16 protein-coding genes, 2 tRNA genes and 1 pseudogene are annotated in these 17,912 nt (G+C 68.8%); 9 read left to right on the top strand and 10 right to left on the bottom strand.

Going from position 1 to position 17,912, the window contains the following annotated elements:
• Positions 1-174 precede the first annotated feature (174 nt).
• A complete protein-coding gene (locus ACZ5CZ_RS14845) occupies positions 175-486 on the bottom strand; it encodes a hypothetical protein (protein WP_385841452.1) in 312 nt (103 codons plus the stop codon).
• A gap of 370 nt (positions 487-856) precedes the next feature.
• Here ACZ5CZ_RS14845 and ACZ5CZ_RS14850 point away from each other — a divergent pair, with 370 nt between their 5' ends.
• A complete protein-coding gene (locus ACZ5CZ_RS14850; RefSeq protein ID WP_468942788.1) occupies positions 857-1,729 on the top strand; it encodes a bifunctional DNA primase/polymerase in 873 nt (290 codons plus the stop codon).
• A 90-nt stretch (positions 1,730-1,819) separates the two neighbouring features.
• Here the strand turns inward: ACZ5CZ_RS14850 and ACZ5CZ_RS14855 are convergent.
• Positions 1,820-1,906, bottom strand: a tRNA-Ser gene (locus tag ACZ5CZ_RS14855).
• A 1,146-nt stretch (positions 1,907-3,052) separates the two neighbouring features.
• Here ACZ5CZ_RS14855 and ACZ5CZ_RS14860 point away from each other — a divergent pair.
• A complete protein-coding gene (locus ACZ5CZ_RS14860; RefSeq protein WP_385841454.1) occupies positions 3,053-4,795 on the top strand; it encodes an amidohydrolase in 1,743 nt (580 codons plus the stop codon).
• Entirely contained in the window at positions 4,783-4,968 is a 186-nt protein-coding gene (locus tag ACZ5CZ_RS14865; protein ID WP_385841456.1) for a hypothetical protein, read from the top strand. The genes ACZ5CZ_RS14860 and ACZ5CZ_RS14865 overlap by 13 nt, the downstream gene beginning before the upstream one ends.
• A 25-nt stretch (positions 4,969-4,993) precedes the next feature.
• Here ACZ5CZ_RS14865 and ACZ5CZ_RS14870 read toward each other — a convergent pair.
• The 4 genes and pseudogenes from ACZ5CZ_RS14870 to ACZ5CZ_RS14885 all read right to left on the bottom strand — a co-directional run bounded on the left by ACZ5CZ_RS14870 (position 4,994) and on the right by ACZ5CZ_RS14885 (position 8,519).
• A pseudogene (locus ACZ5CZ_RS14870) lies at positions 4,994-5,804 on the bottom strand (IS5 family transposase).
• 385 nt (positions 5,805-6,189) lie between these two features.
• The gene (locus ACZ5CZ_RS14875; RefSeq protein WP_385841457.1) at positions 6,190-6,909 is read right to left on the bottom strand and encodes a pentapeptide repeat-containing protein; all 720 of its coding nucleotides are present in this window, start codon (positions 6,907-6,909) and stop codon (positions 6,190-6,192) included.
• 390 nt (positions 6,910-7,299) lie between these two features.
• Positions 7,300-7,770, bottom strand: a complete 471-nt coding sequence (locus ACZ5CZ_RS14880; protein WP_385841458.1) for an NUDIX domain-containing protein — start codon at positions 7,768-7,770, stop codon at positions 7,300-7,302.
• Positions 7,771-7,772: 2 nt separating this feature from the next.
• Positions 7,773-8,519, bottom strand: a complete 747-nt coding sequence (locus ACZ5CZ_RS14885; protein ID WP_385841460.1) for an XRE family transcriptional regulator — start codon at positions 8,517-8,519, stop codon at positions 7,773-7,775.
• A gap of 119 nt (positions 8,520-8,638) precedes the next feature.
• Here ACZ5CZ_RS14885 and ACZ5CZ_RS14890 point away from each other — a divergent pair, with 119 nt between their 5' ends.
• The 3 genes from ACZ5CZ_RS14890 to ACZ5CZ_RS14900 all read left to right on the top strand — a co-directional run bounded on the left by ACZ5CZ_RS14890 (position 8,639) and on the right by ACZ5CZ_RS14900 (position 10,454).
• Positions 8,639-8,869, top strand: a complete 231-nt coding sequence (locus ACZ5CZ_RS14890; RefSeq protein ID WP_385841461.1) for a hypothetical protein — start codon at positions 8,639-8,641, stop codon at positions 8,867-8,869.
• Between the two features lie 236 nt (positions 8,870-9,105).
• On the top strand, positions 9,106-9,549 hold the full coding sequence (locus tag ACZ5CZ_RS14895; RefSeq protein ID WP_385841462.1) for a glycine-rich domain-containing protein: 444 nt from the start codon (positions 9,106-9,108) through the stop codon (positions 9,547-9,549).
• 68 nt (positions 9,550-9,617) lie between these two features.
• Positions 9,618-10,454, top strand: coding sequence for a protein kinase family protein (locus ACZ5CZ_RS14900; protein WP_385841464.1), 837 nt, complete (start codon positions 9,618-9,620; stop codon positions 10,452-10,454).
• A 777-nt stretch (positions 10,455-11,231) separates the two neighbouring features.
• Here ACZ5CZ_RS14900 and ACZ5CZ_RS14905 read toward each other — a convergent pair.
• A tRNA-Ser gene (locus ACZ5CZ_RS14905) sits at positions 11,232-11,318 on the bottom strand.
• Between the two features lie 82 nt (positions 11,319-11,400).
• Positions 11,401-13,050, bottom strand: a complete 1,650-nt coding sequence (locus tag ACZ5CZ_RS14910) for a S1C family serine protease (protein WP_385841465.1) — start codon at positions 13,048-13,050, stop codon at positions 11,401-11,403.
• 268 nt (positions 13,051-13,318) lie between these two features.
• Here ACZ5CZ_RS14910 and ACZ5CZ_RS14915 point away from each other — a divergent pair, with 268 nt between their 5' ends.
• From ACZ5CZ_RS14915 to ACZ5CZ_RS14925, 3 genes are all read left to right on the top strand, one after another.
• Positions 13,319-14,146: a glycerophosphodiester phosphodiesterase gene (locus ACZ5CZ_RS14915; RefSeq protein ID WP_468942795.1), complete on the top strand. Its 828-nt coding sequence runs from the start codon at positions 13,319-13,321 to the stop codon at positions 14,144-14,146.
• Positions 14,147-14,355: 209 nt separating this feature from the next.
• Positions 14,356-15,018 carry an ATP-binding protein gene (locus ACZ5CZ_RS14920; protein WP_385841467.1) on the top strand — a complete coding sequence of 221 codons (663 nt, stop codon included), beginning with the start codon at positions 14,356-14,358 and terminating at the stop codon, positions 15,016-15,018.
• 195 nt (positions 15,019-15,213) lie between these two features.
• A complete protein-coding gene (locus tag ACZ5CZ_RS14925) occupies positions 15,214-16,179 on the top strand; it encodes a DUF5926 family protein (protein WP_385841469.1) in 966 nt (321 codons plus the stop codon).
• A 243-nt stretch (positions 16,180-16,422) separates the two neighbouring features.
• Here the strand turns inward: ACZ5CZ_RS14925 and ACZ5CZ_RS14930 are convergent, their stop codons facing one another.
• Together ACZ5CZ_RS14930 and ACZ5CZ_RS14935 are read right to left on the bottom strand one after the other, a co-directional pair.
• On the bottom strand, positions 16,423-17,061 hold the full coding sequence (locus ACZ5CZ_RS14930; protein WP_385841470.1) for a hypothetical protein: 639 nt from the start codon (positions 17,059-17,061) through the stop codon (positions 16,423-16,425).
• A 55-nt stretch (positions 17,062-17,116) separates the two neighbouring features.
• Complete coding sequence (locus ACZ5CZ_RS14935; protein ID WP_385841471.1) at positions 17,117-17,791, bottom strand: bifunctional DNA primase/polymerase; 675 nt, start codon at positions 17,789-17,791, stop codon at positions 17,117-17,119.
• Positions 17,792-17,912: the final 121 nt, after the last annotated feature.

The raw sequence follows: 17,912 nt of genomic DNA on the forward strand, positions 1-17,912 counted from the left end.
CGCCCTCCCCCCCTCCCTGCGTGGGGGTGCTGAGAGTGCGCAGAGGAGGGGGGCCCCCCCCCCCCCCCCCCACACCCCCCCCCCCCCCCCCCCCCCCCCCCCCCCCCGCGGACGTGAGACGACCCCGAAGCACACCCCACGGGAACCCTCACCGGGAGGGGCCCCGCCCGGCGGTCACCACAGCTGGACGAAGTGGACGGCGACGTTCTCGTTGCCCTGCTGGATGGCGGACCAGACGGAGCCGTTGACCTGCGCGGTGTTGCTCTGGTTCGAGGCGCCGGAGCCGACCGCGTTCTGCTGCGTGGTCGACGAGTTGCCGTTGTTGTCGTGGCCGACCCCGCTGCCGACGACACTCGCCACCCCCGCGTTCGATCCGTCGCCCGCGATGGCGCCGTTGTCCGCCGTCGCGACCCCGGCGAAGAGAGCGGCAGCGAGCGGAAGAGCGGAGACGGCGGCGAGAACGCGGGCGGTGCGGATGCTTGCCATGTTTGTTCCTCCCAGAACCAGACACTCGGCGGACCCGAGGGCCTCAGTACACGAACTACGGCTTGCGTCAAGGCAGTTGGCCGACCGCCTCGACTTCGTGGACGACGTCGCGCTCTCAGAATTGCCCACCGAATCCCCGGCGAACCACCATGGAAGCCGCTATTCGCACGCAAGCGTGAGGACAAGTCGATAAACCTGTATCGCCATTTTTGGGCACTTCCCGCCGTACTCCGGCTCGACGGGGATGTTCACCCCGCAAGCACGACAAGAGGGGAACCGTTCCTGCGTCATTCCGGCCATTCCCCCCGCCCCTGGCGTGTCCCCGCCGGCCGCCCTTCCCTTTTTCGAACGCATGTACGACCATCGATCCATGGCCACCACCGACCGGCAGGCCACGACGCTGGCCCTCGCCCACGCCCTGTCCGCCGCCGAGCACGGCCTGGCCGTCATCCCCCTGTCCCGGACGAAGCTCCCGGCCCTGCGCTCCCCGCACCGCCACGACCCCGTCCCCGCGGCACCGCCCTGCCACGGTGCCTGCGGCCGCTTCGGCCACGGGGTGTACGACGCCTCCACCGACCCCGCCCGGATCCGCGAGATGTTCGCCGCCGCCCCCTGGGCCACCGGCTACGGCATCGCCTGCGGACTCCCGCCGTACCACCTGATCGGCGTCGACCTGGACACCAAGTCCGGCACCGACTCCTCGGCCGCCCTGCGCGAGCTGGCCCTGCGGCACCTCTTCACGATCCCGGAGACGGTCGTCGTCCTCACCCCGAGCGGCGGCCGCCATCTGTGGCTCACCGGCCCGGCCGACACCGTCGTCCCCAACTCGGCCGGCCGGCTCGCCCCCGGCATCGACATCCGCGGCGCCGGCGGCTATCTGGTCGGCCCCGGCTCCCGCACCGACCACGGCGTCTACGCCACCGCCCCCGGCACCGGGCGACTGCCCCCGGCGCCCTGCCCGCCCTCCCTGCTCCGGCTCCTCCTGCCCCCACCGCACCCCGCCTCCGGCGGCGCCGGCCATGCGTACGGCCAGGGCCACGGCCTGATCGCCTTCGTCCTCTCCGCACACGAGGGCCAGCGCAACACCCGCCTCTTCTGGGCAGCCTGCCGCGCCTACGAAAACGGCCTCGGCCCCACCCTGGCCACCCCCCTCACAGAAGCCGCCCGCCGCACGGGCCTCTCCGAACAGGAAGCCCGCGCAACAATCGCCTCGGCGGCCCGGATGACGGGACACCGGCCTTGATCCACTCCCGCTAGTGAGCGGAGCTGAACGCAGAAAGGGGCGCCCCTGATGCCGGGGCGCCCCTTCTGAGCTGCGCTTCTATGACCTCTGCGGAGGCGGTGGGATTTGAACCCACGGTGACATCGCTGCCACGACGGTTTTCAAGACCGTTCCCTTCGGCCGCTCGGGCACGCCGCCTTCCACCTCGTTCACCAGGAACGGAACAGGTATGGCATATCGGCCAAGGACCTCGCGCGGGGGCTGTGGTCCACGCGGGGTCCACTGGCTCGGACCCGGCCCAAGATCCATCAGGGGCGACCCTTGGATCGCCCGCAGTTCTTGCCCGACACCGCAGAAGCCTACTGCCGCGCCGGCCGAATCCGTCCTCCCTAGGTCCACCGCCCGTGGTGGCGGAGCCTGGACAGCGCTGCACCTTCTGATCCGTAGGATCGGGCAGGCCGTGGGGCGGGGGCTGCGCCTTACTCCCGACTGATCGCTGACGATCGTGATCAACGGTGTCCGTGTGCCGTCGTTGCCGTCAGGGTTGCCGTCGGCTCCGGACGGTGCCACCGGCTAGGCCCCCAACTGACCTGCACATTCACACCCGCCGTGATCCCCATGACGCAGATCCGATCGGACGTCCTTACACACGCAGAAACCCCCAGCGGCATCCAGCCGATCTGCGTGTGTCCAAGGTCCGCCCCCGCGTCGTCCCGTCCCCCACAGCTCCCGGCCCTCGATCTGCCCGGTCCGCGCGTGGCAGGCGTGGAAGGAGGCCGCCGGCCTCACCGACCCGGACGGCTACGTCTGGCGCCGCCTGCACGACCTCTGGCACACCGTCCTGGGGGGCGGCCTGACGCCCGAGTCCATCGGCGACATCGTCACCCGCGCCGGCGAGAGGGCCGGGATCGAGACCCCCTTCACCGGCCATAGCCCCCCGCCGCAGCCTCGCCACCGCCTCCCGCCTGAAGGGCCACGACCAGATCGTCATCGGCAAGCAAGGCGGATGGGCCCCCACTCCAAGGTCCTCGCCGGCTACCTCGCGGTCGTCGACCAGTGGGAGGACAACGCCCTGCTCGGCGTGCTGTAAGGCGTGTCCAGTATTTCAGCTTGCAGCGGCAGCCATCCTCTCACGGAAGCCCGAGAACTGGCTTGACAATAGACGCGTATAATAGCGTTCACCTCCTTGGAGTGCCTGCTCTGCTACGTCGTTCGGGTGATTCCCCTCCGCCTTGTTGGTCCATTCGGGTTCATCTTTTAAGCTGGAAGAAGAGTGCCGCCGAGAAAGGAACCGTCTCGGCCACGGGGAACAGGCTCACTACGCCGCCAGGCGAGGGGTTCGATATGAGCAATGGCGAGGCTACGACGTTCGTAAACGCAGCGATTTACACCGGGTCGAGCAGGAACCCCAATAATGCGGAGCGAACCGGGTGGTACGGAAGCGGAATTCTCCAGGTGAGCAACGGAAAGATAGTTTCCTGCGCCCTGTGGAGTGGCCCTGGAGAAAGCGACTGGCTCAACCTGAAGGGTTACACGATCATTCCGGGCTTCCACGACTCACACCTGCACCTCATGGGAGGCGGTTGGGCGGAGGTCGGCGGTGAATGTGATCTCCGCGGGACGGTCGAACCTGCCGAATACGAAACTCTCATCAAGAAATGGGCGGTGACCCACAGGGATACGAGCAGGCAAGCCGAGAACGACTGGGTGGCTGGAAGTGGCTGGGCCGTGGAAGCCTTCTTCGACCCGCAGAGTGGTAGGAGATGGCCGACGCGCGAGATACTGGACAGGTGGGTGCCGGACAGGCCGGCGTTCCTCGGTCTTCGCGACGGTCACGCCGCTTGGCTGAACAGCATCGCGCTGGACAAGGCGGCTCTCCCCGAGAGCGACCGCGACGTCATCGGTGGATGGATCGAGCGGGACAGTTCCGGGCGCCCCAGCGGGACCCTGCACGAGTGGGCCACCAACTACGTGAAGGACTCCTGCCCATCCCCCGTGCCCGATGAGAAGCTGGTCCAGAGGGTATTCACCTATGCCCAGAACGAGGTGCTGTTCCGTCGCGGTATCACGGGCTGGCAGGACGCGGGGATCGTCTACACGCCTGGCGGCCAGGCCGACACCTACCGCACAGCACTCGCCAACGGGACATTGAAGGGCCGGGCCACGTGCGCCTTCTTCTGGAATCCGTTCGACGAGCGGCCGGTCAAGGATCAGATCGCCGACCTGTGTGCGGCCAGAAATGGTCTGCAGGACTCGACTCACATCATTGCGGACTCGGTCAAGATATATCTTGACGGGATCGTGGAGAACTGGACTGCGGCACTGCTGGAACCGTACGCCATGAAAACTCAGGTGCCAGGGGATTGTGGGACGCTCCACTATAAGGAAGAGTCCCTCCGGGAAATTGTCGGAGGCCTCGCCAAAATGGGTCTCTCCACCCATTTCCACGCGATAGGCGACGCGGCGGTCGAACAAGCTCTCAAAGTGCTCACCGCCGTCAAGGGGACATTGGCGTCCCATCACCAGATAGCACACCTGCAGCTCGTCACCGATAACGATCTCGCACGTTTCGCAGGCATCGCGTTCGCCAGCATTCAGCCGTCCTGGGCCTGCGGAGGGCAACAGATGGAGCAGTACAACGTCAAGGCACTCGGACCGGTGCGAGCAAAGAGAATGTACCGCTTCAATAGCCTGCGGCAGAAAGGTGCGATTCTGGCTGGGGGATCCGACTGGCCGGTCAGCTCCATGTCCGGGACGCAGAAGTGGCCGAAAGGGAATGTGGATCCGCTCGGGGGCATCTATGTCGCCATGACACGGAAATCGCCGGAGGATCCCGACCTTCCTCCCCTTGAGCCGGAGAAAGAGAAGCTGTCCTTTACGGACGCCCTCGACGCCTATACAACGGGTTCTGCCCAGGCCGGCGGATGGGGTGACCGCAGCCTGGTCTCGGGCCATGCCGCTGATTTCGTGGTCCTCAACAAGAAGCTTGACGAGAACACGTCCGCAGAAGACCTCAGAGAGGTGAAGGTGCTCGCCACCTATGTCGCTGGAGAGGCCGTCTACAAGGCCCCGGAATGGCCCTACTGACACTCCCTCTCGCCGACCCGCACAGCTCCGGCAGCGGACAATGGAACACCGTCGAGCGGTGCATCAACCGCCTCAATCAGTGGCGTAGCATCGCGACCCGCTACGAGAAGACGGCGACCATCCACCTGGGCGCACTCCACATCACCGGCATCTTCCTCTGGTCCGCCCGCTGATCCAAACGAAACTGCCTAACAACGGCTAACACAATGAGCTGAGTTGTCGGTGGGTGATCAGGCAGCAGGCGAGTTTGAGGAACGCTTCGTGGATGTCGGCTCGGCGTTCCCAGCGGATCCTCAGGCGCCGGAAGCCGTGCAGCCACGCGAAACTCCGCTCGATTACCCACCGGTAGGTGCCCAGTCCGGTGCCGTGTCGTGTTCCGCGGCGGGCGATGGCCGGCACGATGCCGCGGTCGCGGACCTGCTCGCGGTAGATGTCGTGGTCGTAGCCGCGGTCGGCGAAGAGCGAGTCGGGTTTGCGGCGGGGCCGTCCGATACGGCCGCGGACGGGCGGGATCGCGTCGAGCAGGGGCAGGAGCTGGGTGACGTCGTTGCGGTTGCCACCGGTCAGCAGGACGGCGAGCGGGGTGCCGTGCCCGTCGGTGATCAGGTGGTGCTTCGAGCCGGCCCGGCCTCGGTCGACCGGCGAGGGGCCCGTGTGGCTCCCCCTTTTAGGGCCCTGACGTGGGAGGAGTCGACCACGCAGCGGGACCAGTCCAGCCGAGAGGCTGCGTTCAGTTCGGCCAGCAGGACCTCGTGCAGTCGTTGCCAGACGCCAGCCTCGTTCCAGACCCGCAAGCGTCGCCAGCAGGTCATGCCCGAGCCGAAGCCCAGCTCCTTCGGGAGGTACTCCCACTGGATGCCGGTGTGGAGCACATACAGGATCCCGCACAGCACTCCCGGTCCGGTAAGGCCTTGCGGCCCGGGTACCGGAAGCGCCGTTCGCGCTGCGGCAGCAGCGGCTCCAGGCGATCCCACAGTTCATCCGACACGATCCACGGCGATGTCCCCACACCGGACCGAACGCTCAACTCCAGCTCCAGAAACGGCCATCAACGCCGATCCACCTCATTGTGTTAGCCGTTGTTAGCCAGGAGAGCCGGGGCCCCCTGGCTAGCGGCCTATCAGCACTCCCACACCCTGTACACCCAGTTACCGTAGTCATCCTCGACGTACCCTCGGCGGGTATTGGGGGGATGCGCTTTGGATTGGGCACTCGCGGAAACGGCACTGTGGTCCTCCGCAGGAACCGAGAAGGCGGGGGCGCCGGAGTGGCCGAATGCGTTGGCTTATTGCGCCGGGGATTTCCGCACTGCCCGCTCGCTGGAGCGGGGGCTTGCCGCCCCCCGGCGAGTACGCCAGACCGCTAGGGCGCAGGCCAGAAATAACTGTGCGATCTCACCGTTCCATCAAATGGCAATGAGGAGCAACCTCCCCGCCTGCGATCCCGTCCTCCCTTTTATCCTGCTGGGCAGTAATCACAACACCTTCTTTGTTTGTGAAATTTCGCACTTTTACTTCTTTGAGCATTTGTAGCGAAATTCCTTTGGGCCAGCATGTGCGGGCATTCACCTGCGCTCCGGCGAGTTCTTGCGGAGTTTCGACCATCTTCGCGTGAGTTAGATTAGCGCTCTGCAGTAGCGCTCCCCTCAAATCGGTGTGGTCGAAACTCGACGCCTCCATGTCTGCTCCTACCAGGTTGGCTCCGCCCATATGCGCCCTGTCGAACAGCGCGCCGTAGAGCTTAGTGTCCCTCAATTGGGAGCCGCGAAGGTCCGCATTGGTGAAGTCGGCGTCAAACAGGGACTTCCCACTAAAGTTGATTCCTCGAATGTCGCGATTACCCGGTGAAAATCCCGGGATGCTTTCGGCGGCCTCAACATCTGCTCTCCATGTCGCGTACCTCGTCGAGGCATCGAACGAAGCCTGCAACATGAGCGTTGCAAGTCCCACCGACAAGCCCGTGATAAGACCTCCACCAATAGCAGATAGAACCCCGATCTTTGAGCCCTTTTCTGTCTGATGGACTGCCAGCCTCCAAGCGTCCGCAGCAAAGAGCATTCCGAGAACGAGGAGCGTGCCAACAAGGAGCCATTGCCAGGGGCCAGATGCAGGCACGTGAATACACCCCTTGCCCGCATGTTTTTGATATCTATGTGAGTTACGCTACATAAAGCGTCGGCACATCACTCGACGTGAAGCGCAGCTAGTTGCCTCAACCGACCGCGAGGCTGGCTGAGTCCGGTCTATCCCCTCGCATCCTTCTTACGCCCGGCAGTCCGTGATCGCAATTGGAGTGCTAAAGCCCCCAGCCGTTGAGGCTGAAATAATTGAATAAGGAAGTTGGGCGAGGCGATGTGTTGTGAAACCAAGAAGTTGAGGTCATGGTCCGTTGCTGTCAACAGCTCACTGTGCGAACAGCCCATCGCCCGCCTGATTTGGACCAGAGCCAATGGCTGGGAGCGCCTACGCAAAGCCGATCTGAAGCAGGGGCAGCAAGCTGGAAGATCAGCCGAGGTAGGGCTGCTCCCGGTGCTCCACGAAGTGACGGATCCGGAGCCGCTGCGTATGGTGCATCGGCAGTTGATCAATTTCCTCCGGCTGGACGAACCGCAGTTCCGTGGACTCGTCCGAGATCGCGAGCCGGCCGCCGACCACGCGGGCGGTGAAGCAGACGTTGAACTGTCTGCGCACCTCGCCGTCCGAGTAGGCGATGATGTGGCGAGGGTCGGTGTAGGTGCCCACGAGCCCGGTGATCTCCACGTCCAGGCCCGTCTCCTCCTTCACCTCGCGGACGGCCGTCCCCGGCAGTGAGTCGGTCATCTCCATGCCGCCACCGGGGAGCGCCCAGAGATCGTTGTCCCGGCGCCGCTGAAGGAGCACGCGCCCCTCGTCGTCGGTGACCACGGCGGACGCGGCGACCACCATGCTGTTCGGCTGCGGTGCCTCGGGGTCGTCGTAGTACTCGGTCCGTGCCATGGTCACCCTTCTTCGCTTACCGGCGTCGCGGTCTCCCACACAGCGTCGAAGCTGTGGGCGTAGGTGTCGAACATGCCGCCGGCTCCGTTGCGCCGAAGGTGCCACACGGGAGCACCGTAGGCGTTCACACCCCACACATGGGCATTGACCAGCGCCTGGTCATCCGCACGGTAGATCGAGTTGTAGAGCGTGGTGGCATGGGTCCGCACCTCGATGCCCGGTACCCCGGCAAGAGGGCGATAGTGCATGAGCGCGAGTCGGCAACGGGACTCGATTCCGTGTCCGAACTTCTCTTCCTTGCCGCGCTGCTGAACATTCGTACTGTCGGGGTCGCCGACCGCGATGCGGACTGCGCACCCGTCGGCAGCTCGCTCTCGCAACAGGTCATTGAGACGCGGGTACGCCTCGTGCAGGAAGACTGCGGCATACACCAAGACGTCGATGTGCTCGCGGGCCTGCGTCAGCATGTCCACGAATGCGGACACGGGGATGTCGGCCCGCTGGTCGTAGAGCGCCACAAGTTCCGGACTGACGGCGCGGGCAGGACGCGCCTGCCGAAGGGCAGGCCAAAGAGCGTGCACATCTTCTCCTAGCGTTTCCGCTGCCAGCATGGCCGTGGCGCGGCGCGGCGTACGGCCCAGATTCACCCATCGTTCGACGGACTTGGGATCGACTTCGACCTTGTCCGCGAGGGCGGTGTACGTCCAACCGCCGGCCGCCATGGCAGCACGTAGCCTCTCGTTCGGCATCCCAATCTCTCCCAACACCCGGGGACGGCACTAGGGACGTTCTACCCGACGCGGGACGTCCCAAAGTGGGGTTTGTCGGAGGTTCCGGTGTCCTGACGAGCGGCAGGATGCTCGTGCCCATGGCGAGCAACCAGCAGACCAGACCAGGCATCGGCGAACTGGCGAAGGACACCGCCAGTGGACGGATTGGCGTCGTCATGGACGAGGTCGGCGCCCGGGTGCAGATAAGGCCCATCGGCGGCGGCACCGAGTGGGATGCCCTGCCGAGCGATGTGGTGGCGCCGACGGCGCGGGAGGAACTGAGCGCCCGCCTCGCCATCAAGAACGGCAACAGCCGGGACGGCCTGTGATGCGCGCCATCGGCCGGTACGCGGGAGTCCTCTTCATCATCATGATCAGCGGGTCCTGTGGCCTGGTGATCGGTATTGCCCTCGGTACCAGCCAGTAGACCGGCCGCCCCCGAGCGGGATGCCACTCCCTCCGTTCGGAGGCGGCCTTCCAAGCCCCGCGGTGGTCCGGGGTCGACACCTCGGCAACCGATGCGGGTGCACGTGCCAGAGCACAGCGACACTCAAGGAGTACTCGCATGACAGCAACGGCCAATGACCAGAGGACCGGTCGCTCCCTGGCTGGTGAGGAACTGTTCGACAGCCTGGCGCACTTCGTGGTCGTCCACAACGGACAGCCGCGCGAGCGCGCCGAGCGGATCGCGGACCAGGCGGTGGCCTTCCTGGTCACCGCAGCGACGGCGACCGTTCCCATGGTCCCCTCGGAGGACGTGGACCTCGGTCTCCACGCCCTCATCCTCCACACCAAGGACTACGCCGACCTGTGCGAGCGGTTCGCCGGCCGCTTCCTCCACCACAACCCCAAGCCGGGCGGCGGTCCCCGTGACCCGAAGGCGGTCGCCGCGTCCGCGCACGCGATGAAGGCGGCCGGGTTCATGGTCTTCGACGACCTCTGGACCGTGGACGGCGCGAACCTCGCGCAGTGCGACGCGGACTGCGGCCGACCGTACGGTCAGGCATAGCGACGACAGCAGCGGCGCGGCTGGCCTCCCTACGGGGTCGGCCGCGTCGCCCGGAAGGAGAACAGACGTTGTTCGGGACACCCCCTGAACTGCCGATCGTCGTGCTCGATGCCCTCATGCCCACGGCTCAGCGCCTGGTTCTCAACCGCCGGGGTTCCATGGTCTGGGAGGTCGAGAGTCATCGGGGCCACTACGCCGTGAAGGTCGGCTATCCCATCAAGGCGACGGCCGAGTGGCCGGCGCAGCCATGGACTGCGCTCGCCCCCGCGCGCGAAGGCGCCGTACTGCACCGGCTCGGCTTCCATGACTTCGCGTACGGCGAGTGGGAAGGCGGTACCTGGAACTTCCAGCCGTGGCGCGAGGGGCCGGACCTGTACCAGCTGTGGGAGCCCTGCCGAAAGCCCGACTCGCGCATCCTGCCGCACACCGGTGTGGCTCTCGGCTGCGTGGAAGCGCTGGCCGAACTGCACTCCCAGGGCTGGGCGCACGGCGACGTGCAGCCCGCGCACTTCATCATCGGGCCGGAGCGGACCCACCTCATCGACCTGGCGCTCGCGCACGGCCGGCATGTTCCCGAGGGTCACGACTTCCCGTTCCGCGGCTGCCTGGTCCACTACGAAGCGCCGGAGATCGCGCGTAGCGTGCTGGCGACCGGAGAGGCTGAGCCCACGCAGGAAGCGGATGTCTACGCGCTCGGTGCCTCACTGCTCCTCTCAGCCACGGGCTGGCGGGCAGTCGAGTACCCGGACGACGCACCGCGCCCCGTCCAGCGAAGGGCCGTAGCAGCCGGCAAGCGTCGATCCGTCCGGATGCCGGGGGAACTGGGCGAGCTGATCGAGGCCATGCTCAGCCACGCTCCCGAGGACAGGCCAACGATCTACGAGGTCGGCAAGGCTCTGAGCTGAACCCGGCAGTGCCGACGCTGCCCGACGGCGCATCTCACAGCGAGGACCAGTAACAAGAAAGACCGGACCACCCCTCAGCCTGGACAGCATTCCGGGTGATCCGGTCGCGGAAGCCCTGATCAGGACCCCGGTGCCGATGGTACCGGGGTGGTTGGCGTGCTCGAACTCGGGTGCAACCCCGGCTTCTTGTTGTCGATTTGAGAGGGGTCCTGACCTGAGCCCGGGAAAGTCAGCCACGACGGCGGGTGCGCCGATCGAGCACCCGTCACGTGTGTTTCCAGCAACCCCGTGCCGACCTCAGCCACGCTTCGTCCATGCGTCACGGGCCGCGCCACGACCCTGCCTGGCCGCTGCCGACACGGCGGAGCAACACGTCCTGGACTACGGCTTGGCGGCCCATACGGCTTTGAAGTGGCGAGCACTTGGGAGGCATGGCCCAGCTGGGAGTGCGTCGCCCTGGTCCTGGTGCTCGGAGCGCTCGGGGTGCTTTCTGGTCCGGTCGACCGCTTCGGCGATGCTGCGCGCTGAGCGGGTGGGGGCCGCCGGAGCGGGGCGGAGACAGGAGCGGCGGCGGCCCGTGGCCGCCAGCGCGCGCGGCCCGCCGAAGGCGGGCCGCCTTGACCGAGGAACAGAAGAGTGCCCGATCTGGTCCACGCCTGGTCCACACACACTGATCCACAAGGCGACAGGGCCGGATCAAGGTGAGACGGACCCCATGCAGAAGGGGCGCCCCTCATCGAGGGACACCCCTTGTGAACTGCGCTTCTATGACCTCTGCGGAGGCGGTGGGATTTGAACCCACGGTGACATCGCTGCCACGACGGTTTTCAAGACCGTTCCCTTCGGCCGCTCGGGCACGCCTCCCCGCGCCGCCCACCGGGGCGGAGCGGGTATAGCGTACCGGCCCCGCGCGGGCGGCGGCGGGCGAGGCCGGGCTGTGCGAGCGTCAGTTGTCGCCCTTGCGGGAGCCCAGCGTCACCACCGCCGTGTGCTCCTGGCCGCCCCGCTTGTAGGTGATCGTGACCCTGTCGCCGGGCTTGTGGGTCCAGATCTCGCCGATCAGGGTCGGGCCGCTGTCGATCACCGAGTCGTCCAGCTTGGTGATCACGTCGCCGGGCTTCAGGCCGGCCTGGGCCGCCGGGCCGCCCGGCTCCACCGCGGCGGAACCGGAGGTGCCCTGGTCGGTGATCTTCGCGCCGTCGGTCGAATCCTCCAGGGAGACGGAGGCGCCGATCTTGGCGTACACCGGCACACCGGTCTTGATCAGCTGCTGGGCGACGTACTTGGCCTGGTTGATCGGGATGGCGAAGCCCAGGCCGATCGAGCCGGACTGGCCCGAGCCGCCGAGGCCGCCGCCGCTGGTGGACTGGATCGCGGAGTTGATGCCGATCACCGCGCCCGAGGCGTCCAGCAGGGGCCCGCCGGAGTTGCCCGGGTTGATGGACGCGTCCGTCTGGAGCGCGCTCATGTAGGAGGCCTTGCTCGTGGCGCTGCCGTCGCTGGAGGCCACCGGGCGGTTCTTGGCGCTGATGATGCCCGTCGTCACCGTGTTGGACAGGCCGAAGGGGGCGCCGATCGCGATGGTCTCGTCGCCGACCGCCACCTTGTCGGAGTCGCCGAGGGCCAGCGGCTTGAGGTCGGACGGGGGGTTCTTGAGCTTGACGACCGCCACGTCGTACCCCTGGGCGTGCCCGACGACCTCGGCGTCGTACTTCCTGCCGTTCGGGAACGTCGCGGTCAGCTTGCCGCCGTTGAGCGCGTCCGCCACCACGTGGTTGTTGGTGACGATGTGGCCCTGGGTGTCGAAGACGAAGCCCGTGCCGGTGCCGCCCTCGCCGTTGCTGCCCTCGGCCTCGATGGTGACCGTGCTGGGCAGTGCCCGGGCGGCCACGTTGGCGACGGTGCCGGGGGCCCGCTTGACCTGGGTGGCGCTGCTGTCGGAGGAGGAGATGGTGGTGGAGCCGTGGTCGTCGTGGTTCCGGGCCAGGGTGTAGCCGATACCGCCGCCCAGGCCGCCGGCGACCAGCGCCGCCACCAGCACCGCGGCGACCAGTCCGCCACGGCCGCTGCGCGGCTTGGGGGCGGGCGGCTCGTACGTCGCGCCCCAGCCGCCGGGACCGGCGCCACCGGGACCCATGCCACCCGGACCCGTCCCACCGGGACCCATGCCGCCGGCGCCGCCCTCACCGCCGCCGTACCCGCCGCTGCCGAAGCCTGCGGCACCGCTGTAGCCCGGACCGGCGGGCGGGGCAGGCGGCGGCCAGGAGCCGTCGGGGGCCGGTCCGGACGCATGCGGGGCGCCGGACGGTCCGGAAGGCGCCTCGGCGGTCGGCATCGGGGCCTGCGCCCGCGTCTGCTGCGCGGCGGACTCCGCGGCGGCGGCCGGCGGCGCGCTCGGCTGGGGCGGCGCGGTGGGTGCCTCGGCCGGCACCGGCGGAAGCGGCGCCGTCGGCGCGTTCCCCTCGGGGCCGCCGGGGGCGGGGGCCTCCGGGGCGGATGGCGCGGCGCCCTGCGGGGAGGTGTGGGGAGAGGCCACCGGCACGGGAGGTGCGGACGGGGCCGCGGGTACCTCGTTGCCCTCGTTCTCGGTGCTCACAGCTCTTCTCCTCGATCCACGGCTGTTTTCCTCGGTCGCGCTCGGTCACACTCGGATGCGGCTGCGCATGGTCTGTCTTCTTGTATGCAGTCAGCTTTTCCCACGGGCCGTCAGAGCACCATAAGCGGTGCCTGTGGGTCCGGGACCTCTCTTTATATGGGATCTTTACCGCAAAAGTTACATAAAACGGCAGGGCGTACATCCCCGTTCGCCCCACGGTCGCGTCCTCGCCGCCACACGTACCCGGCGACGGTGGCACCATGACGCGGTGACCGAAGCACCACAGCGCTCCCCCCAGGTCGTCGCCCACCGCGGGGCCTCGGAGGACGCCCCCGAACACACCCTGGCCGCCTACAAGAAGGCGATCGAGGACGGCGCCGACGCCCTCGAGTGCGACGTCCGGCTGACCGCGGACGGCCATCTGGTCTGTGTGCACGACCGGCGGGTGAACCGCACCTCCAACGGCCGCGGCGCCGTCTCGGCGCTGGAGCTGGCCGATCTCGCCGCCCTGGACTTCGGCTCCTGGAAGACCCGGGAGGCCTGGCGCGGCCGGGACGAGGAGCCCGACTGGGAGCATCCGCCGGAGGACCCGGCCGAGACCTCCGTCCTCACCCTGGAGCGGCTGCTGGAGCTGGTCTCCGACGCCGGGCGCCGGGTGGAGCTGGCGATCGAGACCAAGCACCCCACCCGCTGGGCGGGCCAGGTGGAGGAGCGGCTGCTGACGCTGCTGAAGCGGTTCGGCCTGGATGCGCCGGCCAGCGCCGCCGAGTCCCCGGTGCGGATCATGAGCTTCTCGGCGCGCTCGCTGCATCGCGTGCGTGCCGCCGCGCCGACCCTCCCGACGGTCTATCTGGTGCAGTTCCTCTCGCCGCGACTGCGCGACGGACGCCTTCCGGCGGGCGTACGGATCGCCGGCCCCTCGATCCGCATCGTGCGCAAGTACCCCGCCTATGTGGAGCGGCTGAAGCGCAACGGCCACCAGGTACACGTCTGGACCGTGAACGAGCCCGAGGACGTCGACCTCTGCGTCGAGCTGGGCATCGAGGCCATCATCACCAACCGCCCGCGCGCGGTGCTGGACCGGCTGGGCCGCTGACCGCGCACCCCGCGCGGCGGGGTGTGACGTAAAGAGACCGGTAAAGAGCTGTGCACGCCCCTTGACCCGGCTGTGCGTGTCCTGAATTCTCCGGTCTCGGCCATAGCCGTCGAAATCCAGCCACTGAAATCCCGTCAGACGAGACCAGAAACAGAGTTCCTGTCACAGGGAGTGCTCCGGCGCGTTCGCTCCGTGTACGGCCGTTTCGAATGCGTCACCGGAAGAGGATTGGCCGGTTTCCGGTACAGGCCAATGGGGCATCCACACCGTGGCGTGGGGCAAAGGAGGTCTCGGGGGTGGCGTTGGTGGTCGCACAGGAGGTGCCCACGTCGTCGAGCATGGCCGTACCCCATGGCCCTGCGGGCGTGGGGAAGGCGCGGCATCGGATGCGCGCGCAGCTGCGCAACGGCGGCGTCGCGGAATCGGTCATCGACGATGCCGTACTGATCCTTTCGGAACTGCTCAGCAATGCCTGCAAACACGGGCGCCCGCTGAACGACGCACCGGCCGGGGACGGCGCGGTCCTCGCCGCCTGGCGGGTGGACGCCCGGGGCCGGCTCATCGTGGAGGTCACGGACGGCGGCGGCCCGACCCGCCCGGCGCCGGCCACCCCTTCGGTGACCGCGCACGGCGGCCGCGGACTGAACATCATCACGGCCCTCGCCGACGACTGGGGTGTACGCGACGACATCCAGGGCGAGGTGACGGTCTGGGTGGTGGTCCACGCGGACGTCCACGATCCCGACGCCCGGTGCCGCCGTGACGGTTTCGCTACGCGCGTCACCGCGCCCGCGCTGCCGGACCTGGCCGAACACACATTGCCGGATCTGACCGGACTGGACTTCGCCGCGGCTTTCGACGACCTCGACTGACCACTACGGCAGACCGCCACAGAAGACCGGTGCCGCAGACCGCTACGGCACGGCGCCGGAGCCGTCCGCGCCGTCCACAAGTTCACACCACCGGCCTCGAACGCCCGTGGGTTGTCCACAGGTTCCCGTCGGTCATGGCCGCAGCGGCTAGGCTCGCGCCCGTACGAGTTGAGCCGTAACCGGGAGACACCCACGATGGCCAAGAAGCGACCCCAGACGAAGGCCCAGCGTCCGCAGCTCACGGACGGTGAGATCCCGGTCGTCGGTGCCCGCGAGCCCTGCCCGTGCGGCAGCGGCCGGCGCTACAAGGCGTGCCACGGCCGGGCGGCGGCCCAGGCCGCGACCGAGCTGGTGCACCGCCCGTTCGAGGGACTGCCGGGCGAGTGCGACTGGGTCGCGCTGCGCGAGCTGGTCCCGGCGGCGACGGCCGGACTGACCCTCAAGGAGGGCCTGCCCGAGGACGTCCCGTCGGTCACGCTCGCCACGGTGCTGCCGATGGCCTGGCCCGCGCTGCGCCGCGACGACGGCTCGGTCCTGATCGGCCTCCAGAACGACACGGCGTCCGGCGACATCAGCCGCGACCTCGCCGACACCCTCCAGCGGGCGCTCGTGGCGCAGCCCGGCACCCCGGTGCAGGGCCGCCGCGCCCCGGCCGACGGTCCACGGCTCCAGGACCTGCTGGACCTCGAGGCCCCGTTGGAGCCGGTCGTGCACAGCGGCTTCGAGTTCTGGGTGCCGGACGCGGAGAACGCCGCCCCGGAGGTGGCCGCCTCGCTGGAGCGTGCCAACTCCGCCGCCATCCCGACGGCGAAGCTGTCCGGCGTGGACGCCGCCTACTGGTGCGAGACCCCGGAGAAGAACCACCTGCGCTGGGTCATGCCGCACCCGGAGGAGCAGCTTCTGGACGCTCTCGCGCGGCTGCACGCGGCGGGCCGCTCCGGCCTCGGCGAGGGGACCCGGCTCGTGGGCTCCTTCCGTGCTCACGGCCTCACCGTGCCGGTGTGGGACCTGCCGAGCGGGGTCGGTGCCGACGATGTGGAGAAGCCGGCCGCCGAGTTCGCCGAGCGGCTCGCCGCCGCCCTCGCGGTGACGGAACCGCTCACCGCGGACGAGCGCCGGGCGCGCGGCGGACTGACCAACCGGCAGGTCACGCTCAGCTGACGGGCCACGCGGCGGGGTCGCGGCTGACCGGTCGGTCAGCCCCGGCCCCGGGCGGCGGAACGGGTGACTCCTGTCACAACTCCCCTCCTTGAGGGCGAATTCGATGGCCGAATGCCCCGGCAGGAATTTGCGAACGGGCGATCTCTTGTTACCGTTCCAGTAGCCCGGTTGCTGGTGCATCCCCCGTCGCCAGCAACCGGGCCTTTCCATGCCCGCGTCCGCCGGCCGTCCGGCCCCCGGATGTCAACTCCCGCCGGGCCCTTCTGTGTTGCCGTCCCCGACCGCCGCGTTGCTGCCCGAGCGCAGCAGCAGCTCGCCGTCGGCCCCCGGCTCGGCGAACTCCGTGACGGCCGTATACGCGTCGGGCGCGCCCCTGCTGGGTTCGCGGGGCGTCTCGCAGGTGGCGGGCTCGTCGTCGGCGCCCATGGCACAGCGCGTCTCGATGCTGCGGCCGCCCGGACCCATCAGGCTCAGCACGGAGTCCAGCGCCGCCCCGGTGGCGTTGCGGTAGTAGGTGCGCGCCCAGGTGTCGCTGCCCTGGGTCAGCACACAGGTCTGCGCCTCGACGCCCTCGGGCGAGCTGAGTTCCGGACCGCAGCGCGCGGCGGTGGCCAGGCCGAGGCCGAGCAGCCGGGGAGCACGGGCACCGGCCGAGGAGCGCTTGGCGTCCCCCTCGGGGCCCGCCTGCCGTCCGCCCGCGCCGCTCGGCGCGGGCCGCGGAGACGTCCGTACGGCTGACGGCCCCGCGTCGCCCACCTGCCCGGCGGACGCCACGGCCAGCGGCAGCACGACCGCGGCCAGCGACACGCCCACCAGGGCGAGCAGCCGGATCCTTCGGGGGTCCGGGGAGTGTGCGGGGCGGCCCCCGGAGCGATGCAGCATGAGCGGACGATACAGAGCAGGCGGGTCCCGGCCGTCCCCCGCGCGCCGGACACTCCTACAACTCGGGCGCGCTCACACCCGTACGAGTGAGGGCGTCGACCACGGCGTCCACCACGGCCTCCACATCCGGCACCCAGGGCGCGGCCGAACCCGGCAGCGGGGCCCGCTCCCAGCGGACGGCACCCTGGCCGGTCTCGGACGGCGGCAGGGCGAGATAGCCGCCCTCGCCGTGGAAGCGCAGCGAGCCGGGGACGAAGTCCTTGGCGTACAGCAGCTCGCCCAGCTGCTCCAGGGAGTACGGCTTGACCAGCAGCGCCCAGCGGGTCGGCGAGGCCACCACCGGGCCGAGGCGCATGCCCCGGCGGTCGAGCTGGGTCAGGGCGCGGGCGGCGGCGAGCGCCGGCAGGCTCACCGCGCAGGGCGCCTTGCCGCCGGTGGCCAGGACGATCGGCGCGGCGGGCCGGTTGGTCCACCACCAGCGCACCATGCGCTCGTCCGTGGTGGCCGCGAGCAGGCCCGGGTCGAAGGGGTGCGCACCGGGAACCGTGCACTCGGGGTCGGGGCAGCCGCACCGGCCGCGCCCCTCGGGGTCCGGGCCCACGCCCGGGAGTACGGGCCACTGCCACCCGGTCGCGAAGGTCAGGGCCGCGCCGATCAGCTCGGTGCTCCCGTCGTTCCGCCTGTTCCGCCTGGACAGGAGCCTGCGTCGCCTTCCGGGGATCTCGCGCATGAGCGCTCGTCCTTTCCGTTGCACCGCTGGCAACACCGTGGTCCACATCACAACATGTGTCGATCACTTCACTGTGCGTACCTGTTGGCGCATCACGCCCCCGCGTCCGGCAGGGGGAACC

It is taken from the genome of Streptomyces sp. NPDC031418 (assembly GCF_055581605.1).

What these genes read in the sequence shown, in the direction of transcription:
- ACZ5CZ_RS14850 (WP_468942788.1), top strand. Translation starts at nt 857, where the DNA reads ATGGCCACCACCGACCGGCAGGCCACGACGCTGGCCCTCGCCCACGCC.
- ACZ5CZ_RS14865 (WP_385841456.1), top strand. Translation starts at nt 4,783, where the DNA reads ATGGCCCTACTGACACTCCCTCTCGCCGACCCGCACAGCTCCGGCAGC.
- ACZ5CZ_RS14890 (WP_385841461.1), top strand. Translation starts at nt 8,639, where the DNA reads ATGGCGAGCAACCAGCAGACCAGACCAGGCATCGGCGAACTGGCGAAG.
- ACZ5CZ_RS14925 (WP_385841469.1), top strand. Translation starts at nt 15,214, where the DNA reads ATGGCCAAGAAGCGACCCCAGACGAAGGCCCAGCGTCCGCAGCTCACG.
- ACZ5CZ_RS14895 (WP_385841462.1), top strand. Translation starts at nt 9,106, where the DNA reads ATGACAGCAACGGCCAATGACCAGAGGACCGGTCGCTCCCTGGCTGGT.
- ACZ5CZ_RS14885 (WP_385841460.1), bottom strand. Translation starts at nt 8,519, where the DNA reads ATGCCGAACGAGAGGCTACGTGCTGCCATGGCGGCCGGCGGTTGGACG.
- ACZ5CZ_RS14930 (WP_385841470.1), bottom strand. Translation starts at nt 17,061, where the DNA reads ATGCTGCATCGCTCCGGGGGCCGCCCCGCACACTCCCCGGACCCCCGA.
- ACZ5CZ_RS14935 (WP_385841471.1), bottom strand. Translation starts at nt 17,791, where the DNA reads ATGCGCGAGATCCCCGGAAGGCGACGCAGGCTCCTGTCCAGGCGGAAC.
- ACZ5CZ_RS14920 (WP_385841467.1), top strand. Translation starts at nt 14,356, where the DNA reads ATGCGTCACCGGAAGAGGATTGGCCGGTTTCCGGTACAGGCCAATGGG.
- ACZ5CZ_RS14860 (WP_385841454.1), top strand. Translation starts at nt 3,053, where the DNA reads ATGAGCAATGGCGAGGCTACGACGTTCGTAAACGCAGCGATTTACACC.
- ACZ5CZ_RS14880 (WP_385841458.1), bottom strand. Translation starts at nt 7,770, where the DNA reads ATGGCACGGACCGAGTACTACGACGACCCCGAGGCACCGCAGCCGAAC.
- ACZ5CZ_RS14845 (WP_385841452.1), bottom strand. Translation starts at nt 486, where the DNA reads ATGGCAAGCATCCGCACCGCCCGCGTTCTCGCCGCCGTCTCCGCTCTT.